Source organism: Streptomyces sp. NPDC031132, assembly GCF_055570595.1.
On sequence record NZ_JBVIGX010000015.1, the window covers coordinates 126579 to 141986 of the forward strand.

General features: G+C 73.8%; 12 protein-coding genes. 9 read left to right on the forward strand and 3 right to left on the reverse strand.

The window, feature by feature from the left end:
* Positions 1–49: 49 nt before the first annotated feature.
* Positions 50–1855 carry a glycoside hydrolase family 35 protein gene (locus ACZ49B_RS23235; protein WP_468308960.1) on the reverse strand — a complete coding sequence of 602 codons (1806 nt, stop codon included), beginning with the start codon at positions 1853–1855 and terminating at the stop codon, positions 50–52.
* 189 nt (positions 1856–2044) lie between these two features.
* Between ACZ49B_RS23235 and ACZ49B_RS23240 the strand changes: the two genes are divergently transcribed.
* The 5 genes from ACZ49B_RS23240 to ACZ49B_RS23260 all read left to right on the forward strand — a co-directional run bounded on the left by ACZ49B_RS23240 (position 2045) and on the right by ACZ49B_RS23260 (position 7709).
* A complete protein-coding gene (locus ACZ49B_RS23240; RefSeq protein WP_468308961.1) occupies positions 2045–3175 on the forward strand; it encodes a substrate-binding domain-containing protein in 1131 nt (376 codons plus the stop codon).
* Between the two features lie 136 nt (positions 3176–3311).
* On the forward strand, positions 3312–4637 hold the full coding sequence (locus tag ACZ49B_RS23245; RefSeq protein ID WP_468308965.1) for an ABC transporter substrate-binding protein: 1326 nt from the start codon (positions 3312–3314) through the stop codon (positions 4635–4637).
* 251 nt (positions 4638–4888) lie between these two features.
* Positions 4889–5737 carry a carbohydrate ABC transporter permease gene (locus tag ACZ49B_RS23250; RefSeq protein WP_468309022.1) on the forward strand — a complete coding sequence of 283 codons (849 nt, stop codon included), beginning with the start codon at positions 4889–4891 and terminating at the stop codon, positions 5735–5737.
* Positions 5734–6678 (forward strand): carbohydrate ABC transporter permease, encoded by a 945-nt coding sequence (locus tag ACZ49B_RS23255; RefSeq protein ID WP_468308967.1) that lies wholly within the window; start codon positions 5734–5736, stop codon positions 6676–6678. Before ACZ49B_RS23250 ends, ACZ49B_RS23255 begins: the two co-directional genes overlap by 4 nt.
* A gap of 44 nt (positions 6679–6722) precedes the next feature.
* Entirely contained in the window at positions 6723–7709 is a 987-nt protein-coding gene (locus ACZ49B_RS23260; RefSeq protein WP_468309025.1) for a hydroxyacid dehydrogenase, read from the forward strand.
* Here ACZ49B_RS23260 and ACZ49B_RS23265 read toward each other — a convergent pair.
* Together ACZ49B_RS23265 and ACZ49B_RS23270 are read right to left on the reverse strand one after the other, a co-directional pair.
* On the reverse strand, positions 7697–8518 hold the full coding sequence (locus ACZ49B_RS23265) for a sugar phosphate isomerase/epimerase family protein (protein ID WP_468308969.1): 822 nt from the start codon (positions 8516–8518) through the stop codon (positions 7697–7699). The genes ACZ49B_RS23260 and ACZ49B_RS23265 overlap by 13 nt on opposite strands.
* Positions 8515–9594 carry a LacI family DNA-binding transcriptional regulator gene (locus ACZ49B_RS23270; RefSeq protein ID WP_468308972.1) on the reverse strand — a complete coding sequence of 360 codons (1080 nt, stop codon included), beginning with the start codon at positions 9592–9594 and terminating at the stop codon, positions 8515–8517. Before ACZ49B_RS23270 ends, ACZ49B_RS23265 begins: the two co-directional genes overlap by 4 nt.
* A 193-nt stretch (positions 9595–9787) precedes the next feature.
* Between ACZ49B_RS23270 and ACZ49B_RS23275 the strand changes: the two genes are divergently transcribed.
* Genes ACZ49B_RS23275 through ACZ49B_RS23290 form a run of 4 tightly spaced genes read left to right on the forward strand, consistent with a single transcriptional unit; the run spans position 9788 to position 15383 of the window.
* Positions 9788–10939 (forward strand): Gfo/Idh/MocA family protein, encoded by a 1152-nt coding sequence (locus tag ACZ49B_RS23275; RefSeq protein ID WP_468308973.1) that lies wholly within the window; start codon positions 9788–9790, stop codon positions 10937–10939.
* Positions 10936–12114 (forward strand): dihydrodipicolinate synthase family protein, encoded by a 1179-nt coding sequence (locus tag ACZ49B_RS23280; protein WP_468308976.1) that lies wholly within the window; start codon positions 10936–10938, stop codon positions 12112–12114. Before ACZ49B_RS23275 ends, ACZ49B_RS23280 begins: the two co-directional genes overlap by 4 nt.
* Positions 12111–12950, forward strand: coding sequence for a sugar phosphate isomerase/epimerase family protein (locus ACZ49B_RS23285; protein WP_468308978.1), 840 nt, complete (start codon positions 12111–12113; stop codon positions 12948–12950). Before ACZ49B_RS23280 ends, ACZ49B_RS23285 begins: the two co-directional genes overlap by 4 nt.
* 39 nt (positions 12951–12989) lie before the next feature.
* Positions 12990–15383, forward strand: coding sequence for a polysaccharide lyase 8 family protein (locus ACZ49B_RS23290; RefSeq protein ID WP_468308980.1), 2394 nt, complete (start codon positions 12990–12992; stop codon positions 15381–15383).
* Positions 15384–15408 lie beyond the last annotated feature (25 nt).

Consider the following 15408-nt stretch of genomic DNA (forward strand, 5'->3'; position numbering starts at 1 on the left):
TGGTCACGGAGTGCGGGGGGGGCCTCGCGGTTCGCGGGGTCGGCGGGGTTCATTCGAGGGTGACGACGGTGGGGCGGCCCAGGTCGGGGCGGTCGCGCAGCGGCAGGTCGGCGCCGGGGCGCTCCAGCTCGAGGAGGACGATCTCGTTCCGGCCGGTCCGCCACAGCGGTGCGGGGGCGTAGAGGGTGCGCTGCGGTCCGCGCGGGGTGTCGTAGTGGCCGAGGAGGAAGCCGTTCAGCCAGACGAGGCCGGTGCCCCAGCCGGAGACGTCGACGAATCCGTCGGCGGGGGCGTCCGGGAGGGCGTGGGTGAAGCGGTGGAAGGCCGGGCGGCCCGTGTCGGGTGTAGTGGGTGTGTCGGGCGCTTCGGGCGACCAGCTCAGGTGGGTCAGGTCGGTGAGCGGGAGCGGCCGGATCTCCCACTCGAACAGCTGCTGGTGGCCGTGGCGGACACCGCGCCAGATGCCCTTGCGGTCGTCGAGGAGCGGGCCGTAGTTGACCCGCCCCTGGGCGCGGACGAGGACGTCGAGGACGACCCCCGCCTCTTCGACGGGCAGGTCGAGGCCCTCGTCGGGCCGGTTGCGGTCGAGGATGCCGAGGGGCTCCCCGTCGGCGAACACGTACGCGCGGTCGCCGAGGCCGTCGATCCGGACGGGCATGGCGGGGCGCGGCCCGGTGACGGTGGTGCGGTAGTGGATCATGCCGTGGGCCTGGTCGAGCTTCTCCATGGACTCGGGCGCGGGGCGCAGCACGGGCTCCCCGCCGAGCAGGTCGAGGTGGTCCAGGAGCGGGGCGGCGCCGGCCGGGACGGCGAGGGCGGGGGTGATACGGGGCGGCGGTTCGGGCAGCGGCCCGTCGGGCAGAGGTGCGTACTTGCCGATGACCTCGCGGAACGCGTGGAACTTGGCGGTGAGTTCGCCGGCCTCGCCGATGGGGGCGTCGTAGTCGTAGCTGGTGACGGTGGGCTCGTAGCCCGGATCGCCGGGGCGGGACCCGGTGTGGTTGGCACCGGCCCAGAAGCCGAAGTTGGTGCCGCCGTGGGCCATGTAGAGGTTGACGGAGGCGCCGGTGGCGAGGAGTTCGTCCAGGGACCGGGCCGCTTCCTCGACGGCGCGGACGTGGTGGTCCTCGCCCCAGTGGTCGAACCAGCCGATCCAGAACTCCATGGCGGCGAGCGGGCCGGTCCGCTGGTAGCGGCGCAGGTGGGCGAGGCGTTCGGCGGGCCGGGCACCGAAGGTGGCGGTGGCGAGCCGGCCGGGGAGCATGCCGCCCTGGAGCATGGCGTCCTCGGGCCCGTCGGCGGTGAACAGGAGGCAGTCCACGCCGCGTTCGACCAGGGCCCGTTCCACGTGGGCGCGGTAGCGGGTGTCGTTGCCGTACGAGCCGTACTCGTTCTCGATCTGTACGGCGACGACCGGACCGCCGCGGCTCGCGAGCAGCGGCAGCAGCTCGGGGACCACGAGGTCGAACCAGCCGTCGACCTCGGCCTCGAAGCGGGGGTCGGAGCAGCGCAGGTGGAGGCCGTCGACGGCGAGGAGCCGGGCGGGCAGGCCGCCGAAGTCCCATTCGGCGCAGATGTACGGGCCGGGGCGGACGACGGCGTCGAGGCCGAGGTCCTGGGCGGTGCGCAGGAAGCGGCCGAGGTCGCGCGAGCCGGTGAAGTCGGCCTTGCCGGGGGCGGTCTCGTGGAAGTTCCAGGGGACGTACGTGTCCACGGTGTTGGCACCCAGGGCGCGCAGCCGCCGCAACCGGTCCTCCCACAGGTCGGGGTGGACCCGGAAGTAGTGCAGGGCCCCCGAGACGATGCGGTGGGGGCGGCCTGCGCGCCGGAATCCGTCCTGGTCGTACGTGAGCATGCGCTGACTCCCGAGAGAGGTCGTGATGCCGTGAGGTGCCGGACGCCGCCGAATATATGAACGCACCCTCCACGCCGTCAATGACCGGTTGATCGGAAACGATCGAATCGATCGGTTCGATTCTCTATGATGACGGAGACACGGCGCGGACAGGCATGCCGTCGAAAGACCGCAGGGGGTACGGAAACCTTGAGACCACATGTGGACCAGCGCCAGGCACAGGTGCTCGCGCTCGTCCGGGCGCGTGGCAGTGTGCGCGTGGCGGACCTGGCGCAGGAGCTGGGCGTCTCGCCGGTCACCCTGCGGCGCGACATCGAGGCGATGGCAGCCCGCGGCGAGATCCACCGGATGCACGGGGTGATCAGCCGGGTGGAGGCCGGGCGCCCGGGCGCTTCCACGACCCGGGAGCCGGCGGTGCCGGCCGGGGGCCGGGCGGCGGCCCCGGCGGGGGCCGCGGGGCTGGTGATCGGGATGGTGGTGCCGACCACGGAGTACTACTACGCGGAGGTCGTACGGGGAGCCCGTGAGGTGGTGGAGGCGAGGGGCGCGCGACTGACCGTGGGCCTGACCCGGTACCTGCCCGGCGAGGACCGGACGCAGGCCGGCCGGCTGCTGTCCACCGGGGCGGACGGGCTGCTGCTCACCCCGAACTGGGATGCCGGTTCGCCCGGCCCCGGGGAAGGGGCGTGGACGGCGGAGCTGCCGGTTCCGACGGTGCTGGTGGAGCGGTGGGCCCCGCCGGGGCATCCGGCCGCGGCCCTGGACCGGGTGGCCTCCGACCATGCGCACGGCGCTGCGGCGGCGGTGCAGCACCTGGTGGAACGGGGCCACCGGCGGATCGCGCTGGCCAGCCGTGCGACGCCGACGACGCCGCGGCTGCGGGCCGGGTACGAGGCGGCCGTGGCGGCGCTCGGACTGGAGCCGGCGCCGCCGTGGCCGGCGGCGGGGCCGGGCCCCGTGTCGGACGCGGACCTGTTCGCGCGGACGCTGGACTACCTGTGCGAGGCGGTGACGGCGGGCGGGGTGACCGCGGCCCTGATCCACAGCGACACCGACGCGATCATGCTGATCCCGAGGCTCCAGGCACGCGGCGTACGGGTTCCCGAGGACCTCGCGGTGATCACGTACGACGACGAGGTGGCGGGGCTGGCCGACGTACCGCTCTCGGCGGTGGCACCGGCCAAGCACGAGGTGGGGGCCCGGGCGGCGGCGCTGCTGCTGGACCGGCTGACGGCGGCGGGCGACGAGCAGGACGCGGGGCGGGCGGCGGGGTCGCGGCAGCATCTGGAACTGCTCCCCCGCCTGACGATCCGCTCATAAGGAACAGGAAGAGGCCCTGGAGGCGATCATTTCGATCGAGTTGCGCATTCGCTCTTGACGGTGTGCACGTTCGCACAAAAGATGGGCCGCGTTCTCCCATCCTCCGCCGTCTGCGGTCGTCCGTAGGAGTCTGTCCATGTCGCGCAGCTTCCGTTCCTCCCGCATGCCCCGATCCGTCCTGACCGCCTCGGCGCTCTCGCTCGCCCTGCTCGCCACCGCGTGCGGAGGAGGGGCGGACCCGGGCGCGGCCGGGGCGGCCGGCGGCTCGCCGGAGCAGCCGGTCACCGTCACCTACTGGTCCTCGTCCGCGGGTGCGCAGCAGACGGCGGACGCCTTCAACACGACGCACCCGCACATCCGGGTGCAGTTCTCGGCGGTGCCGGGCGGGCCGGACGGGGCGGCGAAGCTGGCCAACGCGGTCAAGGGCGGCAACGCGCCGGACATCGCGACGATGGACTACTCGGCGCTCCCGGAGTTCGCGAGCGGCGGCAACCTGGAGGACCTGAGCGCAACGTCCGGGAAGCTGGTCTCCGAGAAGTTCCCCGAGGCGGTCCAGTCCCTGGTCAAGCTGGGCGGCAAGACGTGGGCCGTGCCCTTCGACGTCACCCCGCTCGAACTCTTCTACCGGAAGGACGTCTTCGAGAAGCACGGGGTGGCCGTGCCGAAGACGTGGGACGAGTACAAGGCGGCCGCGGAGAAGATCAACCGGGCCGACCCGTCGGTGAAGATCACGAACTTCGGCGGCGGCGACCCGGCGGTGCTGGCGGGCCTCTCGTGGCAGGCGGGCGCCCGGTGGTACGGCACCGAGGGCGACAAGTGGAAGGTCGCGATCGACGACCCCGCCTCGAAGAAGGTGGCGCAGTACTGGAACGGCCTGATGGCCTCGGGGGTGGCGTCGAAGACCCCGCTGTGGGGCGAGGGTGAGGCGAAGGAACGGTCGTCCGGGCAGGTGGCGACCGTCATCGGCGCCGCCTGGACCGCGGGCACCTTCCTCGCGAACTACCCGGACCTCAAGGGGAAGTGGGGCATCGCCCCGCTTCCGACCTGGGACGGCAAGCCCGCGACCGGCATGTACGGCGGCACCTCGTACATCGTTCCCAAGGGCAGCAAGCACACCGAGGCGGCGGCGGAGTTCATCACGTGGGTCACCACCGACCCGGAGGCGATCAAGGCCCGGCTCAGCTCGCTGAAGTCGCCGAGCAGCGCCCTGCCTGCCAACGCCGAGATGCGGGCCGAGGCCGCGAAGCTGTTCGACACGGCGTACTTCGAGGGGCAGGACCCGTACGGCCTGGCCGGGGCCGCAGCGGCCACCATCGTGCCGGGCTGGACGTGGGGCCCGGTCCACCTCCAGGTCAACTCGGCGCAGAACGCGGCCGGCCCGGACCTGGTCAAGGCCCTCGACGAGGGCCAGTCGGCCGCCGAGAAGGCCATCAAGGACCGCGGCCTGGGCCTGGCCGGCTGATGCGCGGGCACCGGCACCGCACCTCCCCCCACCCGACCTCCCGCCACCCCGCCGCCGAAACCCGGCCCGGGCCGCCGGGGGCTGTGGCTCCGGCGGTTTCGGCGGCGGCGGCGTCGGCCGCGGCGTCGGCGGCGGCGGACCCGGCGGCGGCTCCGGCCCCCGCGGCCACCCGCCCGGCAGCCGGACGCCGCTCGGCGCAGTCGGCCCGAGCCGTTCCCACCCCCGGAGGCACCGGCGCGGCCCTGTGGTTCATGGCCCCCTTCTTCCTCCTCTTCGCGCTCGTGACCCTCGCCCCCGTCGGGTACGCCGCCTGGCTCAGCCTCTTCCGCGAGGAGCAGTCCGGCCTCGGATTCGGCGGCGCCCGGCAGGTCTTCAGCGGGATCGGGAACTACACCAAGGCCCTGTCGGATCCCCTCTTCCTGGCCTCGTTCCGCCACGTCGCCGTCTACTGCCTGCTCTACATCCCCGTCATGGTCGGTGGCGCCCTGGTCCTCGCCCTGCTCCTGGACTCCGCCCTCGCCCGCGCCCGGCGGTTCTTCCAGATCGCCTTCTACCTGCCGCACGCCGTCCCCGGCCTGATCGCCGCGATGATCTGGCTCTACCTCTACACGCCCGGCCTCAGCCCCGTCCTCGACGTCCTCGACGGGGCCGGGTTCTCCTGGAACTTCTTCGGCCGCGACGAGGCCCTGCTGTCGGTGGTCAACATCTCGGCCTGGCAGTGGACGGGCTACAACGTGATCATCTTCTACGCCGGGCTCCAGGCCGTGCCCCGCGAGACCCTCGAGGCCGCCACCATGGACGGCGCCGGAGCCGTCCGCACCGCCTTCCAGGTCAAGGTGCCGAGCATCCGGCCCACCCTCGTCCTGACCGTCCTGTTCACCTGCGTCGGCGCCGTCCAGCTCTTCGACGCCCCGCAGCTGCTCCAGCTCCGGGCCACCGAGATGGGCGAGTCCTGGTCCCCGACCATGTACGTCTTCAGCGCCGCGTTCAAGGGCCACGACTACGGGCTGGCGGCCGCGAGCGCGCTGCTCCTCGCCCTGGTCGCCGGCGCCGCCTCCTACGTCGTCACGAAGCTCGGCAACCGCTGGAGGTCCGCATGACCGCCCCGCTCGCCCCGGCCGAGGCAGCACCCCCGGCCCGCGGCCCCGCCCCCCGCCAGGCACCCGGCCCCGCCGCCGGCCCGGCCCCGACCCGCCTCGCGCCGAGGAGCGCCCTGCTCTCCCGTACCGCCGTCAACGCAGCCCTCCTCCTCGTCGCCGCCTACACCCTGTCGCCCCTCGCCTGGCTGGTCCTGGCCGCCACCAAGAACCGCCGCGACCTCTTCGCCACCGACCCCTACGCCCCGGGGGACTTCAGCCTCCTCACCAACCTCGGCGAGGTCTTCACGTACGACGACGGCATCTTCGGCCGCTGGCTCGCCAACAGCCTGCTCTACACCGTCGTCGGCTCCACCCTCTCCGCCCTCATCAGCGTGGCCTGCGGCTACGCCTTCCACGCCTACGGGTTCCGGCACAAGGAAAAGCTCTTCGGCGTCGTCCTCGCCGGGATCCTGGTCCCCGCCACCGTGCTCCAGCTGCCGCTGTACCTGATGGCCTCGGCCGCCGGCACCGTGAACACCTACTGGGCCTATCTGGTGCCCGCCCTGGTCAATCCCTTCGGGGTGTACCTGGCCCGGGTGTTCGCCGAGGGCTACGTCCCCGACGAGGTGCTGGCCGCCGCCCGCGTCGACGGCGCGGGTGAACTGCGGCTGTTCGCGCACGTGTCGTTCCCGATGCTGTGGCCGGGGTTTGTGACCATCTTCCTGTTCACCTTCACGGCCATCTGGAACAACTTCTACGGCGCGCTGACCATGCTGAACGACGAGCGGCTCTACCCCGTCAGTCTGGGCCTGTTCATGTGGAACCGCAGCGTCTACCAGCAGCCCGAGCTCTACCCCCTGGTGATCACCGGTTCACTCGTCGCCGTCGTCCCGCTCGTGCTGGCCTTCCTCGGCCTGCAGCGGTTCTGGCGCTCGGGTCTCACCGCAGGAGCCGTCAAGTGACCCACCGCCTCCTCCCCCTGCGGCGCCCCGCCACGGTGCTCGCCATGAGCCCCGGGACCCGGGCCGCCGTCCTCAGCGGCCGGATGCTGCCCGAGCTGGTCCGGGTCGCCGACGTGGACGCCGATCTTCTGCTGACCGGCTTCGACCACGACGAGCCCGAGCTCCACCGCCGCCTCGCCGAGGCCGAGGTGCTGTTCACCGGCTGGGGCTGCCCGCCGCTCGACGCCCAGGCGCTGGACCGGATGCCGCGGCTGCGCGCCGTGGTGCATGCCGCCGGGAGCGTCAAACACCATGTCACGGAGGCCTGCTGGGAGCGCGGGCTGCTCGTGTCCAGCGCCGCCGCGGCCAATGCCCTACCGGTCGCCGAGTACGCGCTCGCCGCCATCCTGTTCGCCAACAAGCGGGTCCTGGAATCCGCCCACGCCTACCGGGCGGCGCGCGGCCCGATCGACCTGCTGCGCCGCTACCCGGCCGTCGGCAATTACCACCGCACGGTCGGCATCGTCGGCGCTTCGCTCATCGGCCGGCGCGTCATGGAGCTGCTGCGCCCGTTCGACCTGCGGGTGCTCGTCCACGATCCGTACGCCGACCCGGCCGAGCTCGCCGCGCTGGGCGGCGAGTCCTGTGCGCTCGACGGTCTGCTGCGCCGCAGCGACGTGGTGAGCCTGCACGCCCCCGCGCTCCCCCAGACCCGCCATCTGCTGGACGCCGCCCGGCTGGCCCTGATGCCGGACGGCGCGACGCTCGTCAACACCGCGCGGGGCTCGCTCGTCGACACCGTGGCGCTGACCGAGGAGCTGGTCGCGGGACGGCTGCACGCCGTACTCGACCACACCGAGCCCGAGGTGCTGCCCACCGGCTCCCCGCTGTACAACCTCCCGAACGTGCTGCTCACCCCGCATGTGGCGGGCTCGCTGGGCGGGGAGCTGGACCGGCTGGCGGCAACGGCGGTCGAGGAACTGGAGCGGTACGCCATGGGCCTGGAGTTCCGCTACGCCGTCGACCGCGGGCGGCTCGCCTACTCGGCCTGAGGCGCGGTCGGCATCGCTTTCGCCGTCGCCGTGGCCACCAGGTGCTCCAGGTACTCCCGGCCCCGCGCGAGCTGGCCCGGCAGCTCGGCGGCGCCGGGATACCAGCGCTTCTCGTACTCCCAGCAGAGCCAGCCGTCCGGCGCTACGGCGGCGACCGCCTCGGCGAGCGGCAGCACCCCGGCGCCGAGCCCGAGGGGGGTGAGCTCCTGCGCCGACGCCACGTCCTTCACCTGTACGTAGCCCAGGTGCCGGGCCAGGGCCCGCCGCGTCCCGGCCGGTGGCTCGCCCCCGAGCCAGGTGTGCAGTACGTCCCACAGCGCGCCCGCGCCGGAATGCGCGACCCGGTCCAGCACCCGCCCGGCGGCGGCTCCGGTCCGGTGCGAGTCGTGCGTCTCGAGCAGGATCCGCACCCCGTGCCGCTCGGCGAACGGCGCGGCGGCGGCCAGCCGGCGTACCGCGTGCTCATCGGCGACGGCCGCGGACTGCTCGGCTCCGCCGGGGAACACCCGGACGTACGGGGCTTCGAGGTCGGCGGCGAGCCGGACCAGGCCGTGCAGTTCGGCGAGGACCGGCTCGTCCGCGCCGGGGGCGGCCACCCGGGTGTAGCCCGCGACCCCGAGGACGCCGACGCCGGCGGCGGTGAGGGTGCGCAGACCCGCCGCACGGTCCGCCGGCGGGCTGTCGGGGTGCAGGGGCTCCTCGGGGTGGGCACGCAGTTCGAGGCCGTCGTAGCCGTGGGCGGCGGCGAGGGCGGCGCTCCGGTCGAGCGGCGCGCCGGGCAGGCCGAGCGTGGAGAACGCGTACCTCACGGACCGCTCCCGTCGGCCGGGGGCGGCGCCGCGGTGGAGCCGCGCACCATGAGCTCGGTGGGCAGGGTGGTGATGCCGCCCGGGGGCAGCGGTCTGCGGCCGGTGACCAGCTGGGCGGCGAGTACGCCGGCCTCGCGCAGCGGCACCCGGACGGTGGTGAGTGCGGGGGCGGTGTCCACGCAGAAGGGCAGGTCGTCGAAGCCGGCGACGGAGACGTCCTCGGGGATGCGCAGACCGGCTTCGCGCAGGGCGGCGGCCACGCCGGTGGCGACGGTGTCGTTGGCCGCGGCGACGGCGGTGAAGGGTTCCCCGCGGCGCAGCAGTTCGCGGGTGGCGTCGTAGCCGGCGGAGCGCTCGAAGCCGGCGTGCACGGTGAGCGGGTCGCAGGCCGCGGGCAGAGCGGGATCGTGGCGCCGCAGCGCCTCGCGGTGTCCGCCGAGCCGCTCCCGGGTGGTGCTCAGCCCCGGCGGGCCCGCGACGTACGCGATGCGCCGGTGGCCGAGCGTCAGCAGGTGCTCGGCGAGGCGGAAGGCCCCGCCGCGGTCGTCGAACATGACGGTGGCGACGGGCAGGGCGGCGGGTACGGGCAGCGGGGGCCTGCCGCACAGGACGACGGGAGCGCCGGAGTCCGCCATTCGGGTGATGCGGGCGGTGAGCGCGGCGGTGTGCCCGGGCTCCTCCACGGCGCCGCCGGTCAGGACGACCCCGCCGGCCCGCTGGCCCTCCAGCAGGGTGAGGTAGGCCAGTTCCGCCGCAGGGGCGCCCTCGGTGTTGCAGACGACGGCGAGCCGGCGGGCGTCCGACCGGCCGGTCGGCGAGAGGGCGCTCTGCAGGGATCCGGCGAGGATGCCGAAGAAGCTGTCCGCCACGTCGTGGACGAGGACCCCGACCAGGTCGGAGGTGGCGGCCGCGAGGGCGCGGGCGGGGCCGTTGGCCACGTAGCCGAGCTCTTCGACGGCCTGTTCCACGCGGGTCCGGGTACCGCCGGCCACCGGGTATCCACCGTTGAGCACCCGCGAGACCGTCGCGGGCGATACGCCCGCGTGCGCCGCGACCTCGGCGAGAGTCACCGCCATCCTTTTCGCCCCTCCTGCTCGTCCCGGGTCATCGTCTCACCCGGGGATGGATCTCCATACTCTCCGATCGGGAAAGCGCTTTCCATCACTCGTACGGGTGTTGCGCTGCCATCCATCCCAGCTCTAGCGTGATGGGAGTGAAAGCGCTTTCTATCGCTTTCCCGCGGACGACGAGCTAGAAGGAGGGGTCACCATGGAGCGCAGGACGATCAAGATCGCGATGAACGGCGTGACCGGGCGGATGGGGTACCGCCAGCATCTGGTCCGCTCGCTGCTCGCCCTGCGCGAGCAGGGCGGCCTGGACCTGGGCGACGGCCGGGTGCTGTGGCCCGAGCCGGTGCTGGTCGGGCGCCGGGAACCGGCGCTGCGGGCCATCGCCGAGGAGCACGGGCTGGAGCACGTCAGCACGGACCTGGCGGCCGTGCTGGCCGACCCCGAGGTCGAGGTCTACTTCGACGCCCAGGTCACAGGCGCCCGCGAGGCCGCGGTCCGGCAGGCCGTGGCGGCGGGCAAACACGTGTACTGCGAGAAGCCGACCGCCCTGACCTTCGCGTCCTCGCTCGAGCTGGCCCGCCTGGCCTCGGCGGTCGGGGTCAAGCACGGCGTGGTCCAGGACAAGCTGTTCCTGCCGGGCCTGCTGAAACTGAAGCGGCTGATCGAGGGCGGCTTCTTCGGCGAGGTCCTTTCCGTGCGCGGGGAGTTCGGGTACTGGGTCTTCGAGGGTGACTGGCAGCCGGCCCAGCGGCCGTCCTGGAACTACCGGGCGCAGGACGGCGGGGGCATCGTCGCCGACATGTTCCCGCACTGGGAGTACCTGCTGCACGAGCTGTTCGGCCGGGTCCGGACGGTGCAGGCCCTGGCCCGTACGCACATCGGCCGCCGCTGGGACGAGGAGGGCAAGCCGTACGAGGCGACGGCGGACGACGCCGCGTACGGCGTGTTCGAGCTCGAGGGCGGCGCCGTCGCCCAGATCAACTCCTCCTGGGCGGTACGGGTCCACCGTGACGAGTTGGTGGAGTTCCAGGTCGACGGGACGCACGGGTCGGCGGTCGCCGGGCTGCGCGGCTGCCGCATCCAGCACCGCGGGGCGACACCCAAGCCGGTGTGGAATCCCGACCTGCCGCAGACGGAGGCGTTCCGCTCCCAGTGGCAGGAGGTGCCGGACAACGCACCCTTCGACAACGGCTTCAAGGCGCAGTGGGAGCTGTTCCTGCGCCACGTCGTACTCGACGAGCCCTGGCAGTGGGACCTGCTGGCCGGTGCGCGCGGGGTGCAGCTCGCCGAGCTGGGGCTGCGCTCCTCCGCGGAGGGCCGGCGGCTGCCGGTGCCGGAGGTGGTCCTGTGAGCATCCGGCTCCCGTCGGCGGACGGCGGGTACCGCCTGCACCGGCCCGGTACCGCTCCGCTCGCGCCGCTGGTCTGCGGTCCGGCGCGCAGCCGCAGGTTCTATGCGGCCGCCCATGTGGTCGCGGATCCCCTCACCGCCTCGGCCGGCGGCTCGGCACAGGCCGGTCCGGTGGTGGACTGGGAGGCGACGCTGGCGTTCCGGCACCGGCTGTGGGCGCAGGGCCTCGGAGTCGCGGAGGCCATGGACACGGCGCAGCGCGGGATGGGCCTGGACTGGCCGACCGCGGCGGAGCTGATCCGCCGGTCGGCCGCCGAGGCCCGGGCCGTGGGCGGCCGGATCGTCTGCGGCGCGGGCACCGACCAGCTGGCTCCGGGCGGCGGGCACCCGCCGGCCGCGATCACCGCCGCGTACGAGGAACAGCTCGCGCACGTCGAGGCGTGCGGGGCGGGGGCCGTCCTGATGGCCTCCCGCGCCCTGGCGGCCGCGGCGCGCGGCCCGGAGGACTATCTGGAGGTGTACGGGAAACTGCTGCGGCAGAGCGCCCGGCCGGTCGTACTGCACTGGCTCGGCCCGATGTTCGACCCGGAGCTGGCCGGGTACTGGGGCCACGCCGACCTCGACGCGGCCACCGAGGTGCTCCTGAAGATCATCGCCGACTGCCCGGAGAAGGTGGACGGCGTCAAGGTCTCGCTGCTGGACGCGGAGCGGGAGCGGGACGTCCGGCGCAGACTCCCGCCGGGCGTGCGCTGCTACACGGGCGACGACTACCACTATCCGGAACTGATCGCCGGGGACGGGGACGACGGGGAGCCGGGCAGCGACGCGCTGCTGGGCGTCTTCGACCCGATCGCCCCACTGGCCGCCCGTGCGGCGCTCGCCCTCGACCGGGACGATCCTGCGGGGTTCCGGGAGCTGCTGGATCCGACGGTGGCGCTGTCCCGGCACCTGTTCGCCCCGCCGACCCGCCACTACAAGACGGGGGTGGTGCTGCTGGCCTGGCTCGCGGGGTACCAGGAGCATTTCACGATGGTGGGCGGGCTGCAGTCGGCCCGGCCGCTTCCCCATCTGGCCACCGCGTACGAGCAGGCCGATCTGCTGGGTCTGTTCCCCGATCCGGAGCTCGCCGAGGCGCGGATGCGGCAGCTCCTCGCGGTGTACGGGGTGGCGTCATGAGCCGGGGGCCGGCACCGGCCCGGTTCAGCCTCAACCAGGAGACGGTCCGGCAGTGGTCGATGCCCGAGCTGGTCGCCGGGTGCGCGGCGGCCGGGGTGGGCGCGGTCGGGCTGTGGCGGGATCCGGTCCGGGAGTTCGGGCTGCGCGAGACGGCCAAACTGATCGCCGGGGCCGGGCTGCGGGTCAGCTCGCTGTGCCGCGGCGGGTTCTTCACCGCCGCCGATCCGGCGGGGCGGGCGGCGGCCCTCGAGGACAACCGGCGGGCCGTGGAGGAGGCGGCCGAACTGGGCGCCGACGCGCTGGTCCTGGTCTCGGGGGGCCTGCCCGACGGCGACCGGGACCTGGTGGGGGCGCGGCGGCGGATCGCCGACATCCTGGGCGAGCTGGCCCCGTGGGCCGCTGCGCACGGGATACGGCTGGGGATCGAGCCCCTGCATCCGATGTTCGCCGCGGACCGCTGTGTGGTCTCCACCCTCGGCCAGGCACTGGACATCGCCGAGCAGTTCCCGGCGCGGCAGGTGGGGGTGGTCGCCGATGCGTACCACCTGTGGTGGGACGAACGGCTGCCGGCCGATCTGCGGCGGGCGGGCGCGGGCGGGCGGATCGTGTCGGTCCAGGTCGCCGACTGGGTGACCCCGCTCCCCGAGGGGGTGCTGCTGGGCCGGGGGCAGCTGGGCGACGGCTGCATCGATCTGCGGGCGTTCCGCGAGCTGGCGGACGGGGCCGGCTACCGGGGCCCGGTGGAGGTGGAGATCTTCCATCCAGGGCTGTGGGCCAGGGACGGCTCCGAGGTGTTGAGGGAGGTGATCGACCGCTACCGCGAGCACGTGGCGTGAGGTACGGGAAGCGGTACGGGATCGGACAAGGAGCAAGCGATGACAGACGTGTGGAGTCGGCGCGCCTTCCTCTCCGCCGCGGGCGGGGGTGCGTTCCTGCTGGGAGCTCCCGCCGCGCGGGCGGGGGCTGCGCCGGCGGGCGAGGTCCACGACGCCATGAGGACGGTGTGGCGCGGTCTCTTCCTGGGCGGCGACATCCCGGCCGCGGCCGAGCCGTTCCGTTCGAGACTGGCCGATCTCGGCGCCCTGGCCGGCGGATGGCGCTCCGCCATGGCTCCGGCGGCGGGCTCGCTCTGGCCCGGCCTGGGGTACGGCAGTGACCCCGAGATGATGATGCAGAGCTACTACCGGCTGCGGACGATGGCCGAGGCGTACGTCCGGCCCGGGACCGGGCTCACCGGGGACGGCGCGCTGCGCTCGGCCCTGCTGACCGGGCTGGACCATCTGCACGCGGACGTCTACCACGCCGGCCAGGTGCGGTACGGCAACTGGTACTGCTGGCAGATCGGCGCCCCGCAGGCCCTGCTGGACCTGTGCGTGCTGCTGTACGAGGAGCTCCCGGCCGCCCGGACCGCCGATTTCTGCGCGGCCGTCGACCATTTCGTCCCGGACTCGGCGGTCGGCTCGTACACGGGGACCAGTACGGGGGCGAACCGGGTGGACCTGTGCCGGGTGCTGGCGCTGCGCGGGGTGGTCGGCGGGGATTCGGCGAAGATCGCCTTGGCCCGGGATGCGCTCGCGCCGGTGTTCCCGTACGTCACCGCGGGCGACGGGCTCTACCGCGACGGGTCGTTCGTCCAGCACACCTGGGTGCCGTACACGGGGACGTACGGGGCGGTGCTGCTCGGCGGGCTGGGGCTGCTGTTCGCTCTGCTGAAGGGCACGCCGTGGCAGGTCACGGACCCCGGGGCGCAGATCGCCTTCGACGCGGTGGAGCGGGCCTGGGCACCGTTCCTGTTCAACGGGCTGGTCATGGACGCCGTTTCGGGGCGGGCGGTCAGCCGGGGTCTGCTGGTCGCCGACCCGCGGCAGGTCCAGCAGGACGACCATGCCCGGGGGCATGCGGTGCTCGCCGCGATCCTGCTGCTCGCGGAGGGCGCGAGCACCGCCGAGCGGGCGCGCTGGAGGGGGCTGGTGAAGGGGTGGACGGCCCGGGACTACTACAGTCGCCCCCTCGCGGACACGGCGCTCGCCCTGTCCTCCCTCGCCCGGCTGGCCGAGGTCGAGGCCGACGCGTCGGTCACGGCACTGCCCGAGCCGGTCGGGCACCGCCTGTTCGCGTCCATGGACCGGGCCACCCACCGGCGGCCCGGCTGGGCGGCCTCGCTGTCCATGGCCTCGAAGCGTATCGCCCACTACGAGACGGGCAACGGGGAGAACCTGCGCGGCTGGCACACCGGGAGCGGGATGCTCTCCTGGTGGGGGGCCACGTACGGCAACGGCCAGTACTCGGACGCCTTCTGGCCCACGGTGGACCCGTACCGGCTGCCGGGGACCACCGTGTCGCGCAAGGTGCTCGCCGACGGGGCAGGCGGTGACTGGGGGGCGTCCCGGCCTGACGCGGCCTGGGTGGGCGGTACGACCGACGGGGAGTTCGCCTCGCTGGGCCAGCAGCTGCGGGGGCTGGGCAGCACGCTCACGGCCTTCAAGTCCTGGTTCTTCCTCGACGACACGATCGTCTGTCTGGGAGCCGGGATCCGCTGCTCGGACGGGACCGCGGTCGAGACGGTGGTCGACAACCGCAATCTGGGCGCCGTCGGCACGCATGCCCTGACCGTGGGGGGCACGCTCCAGCCGACCGCCCTCGACTGGTCGGCGGCCTTCCCCTCCCCCGGCTGGGCGCACCTGGCGGGGTTCGGCGGGTACGTGATGTCGGGCTCCCGGTCGTTCAAGGCGCTGCGGGAGGCGCGCACCGGCCGGTGGAGCGACATCAACCGGGGCGGCTCCGCCACGGCCCTGACCCGCCGCTACCTGACCCTCTGGTACGACCACGGCACGGCCCCCGGCGGCGCCGGGTACGTCCACCAGGTGATGCCGGGGGCGACGGCGGCCCGGACGGCCGCCCGGGCCGCCGCTCCGGGGTGGCTGTCCGTGCTCGCCAACTCGGAATCGGCCCAGGGCGTCTCGGTGCCCTCGCTGGGCTTCACCGGGGTCAACTTCTGGCAGGCCGGGTCGGCCGGCCCGCTGGAGGCGGGAGCACCTTGTTCCGTGACGGTGCGGGAGAAACCGGACGGTACGGCCGCGGTGTGCGTCTCGGACCCGGCCCGCGCGGTGACCTCGCTGACCCTCCTCTGGAACCGGCCCGTCGCCGCGGTGCTGTCCCGGCCGCCGAGCCTGGTCTCGGAGGCCACCGGCGCGCAGTTGTGGCTCGGCTTCGGGGATCTCACCGCTGCGGCGGGGGCCGTCCAGCAGGTGGTGGTGCGGCTGGGGTGAGCCGGGAGACGGGCGCGGGGCGGGC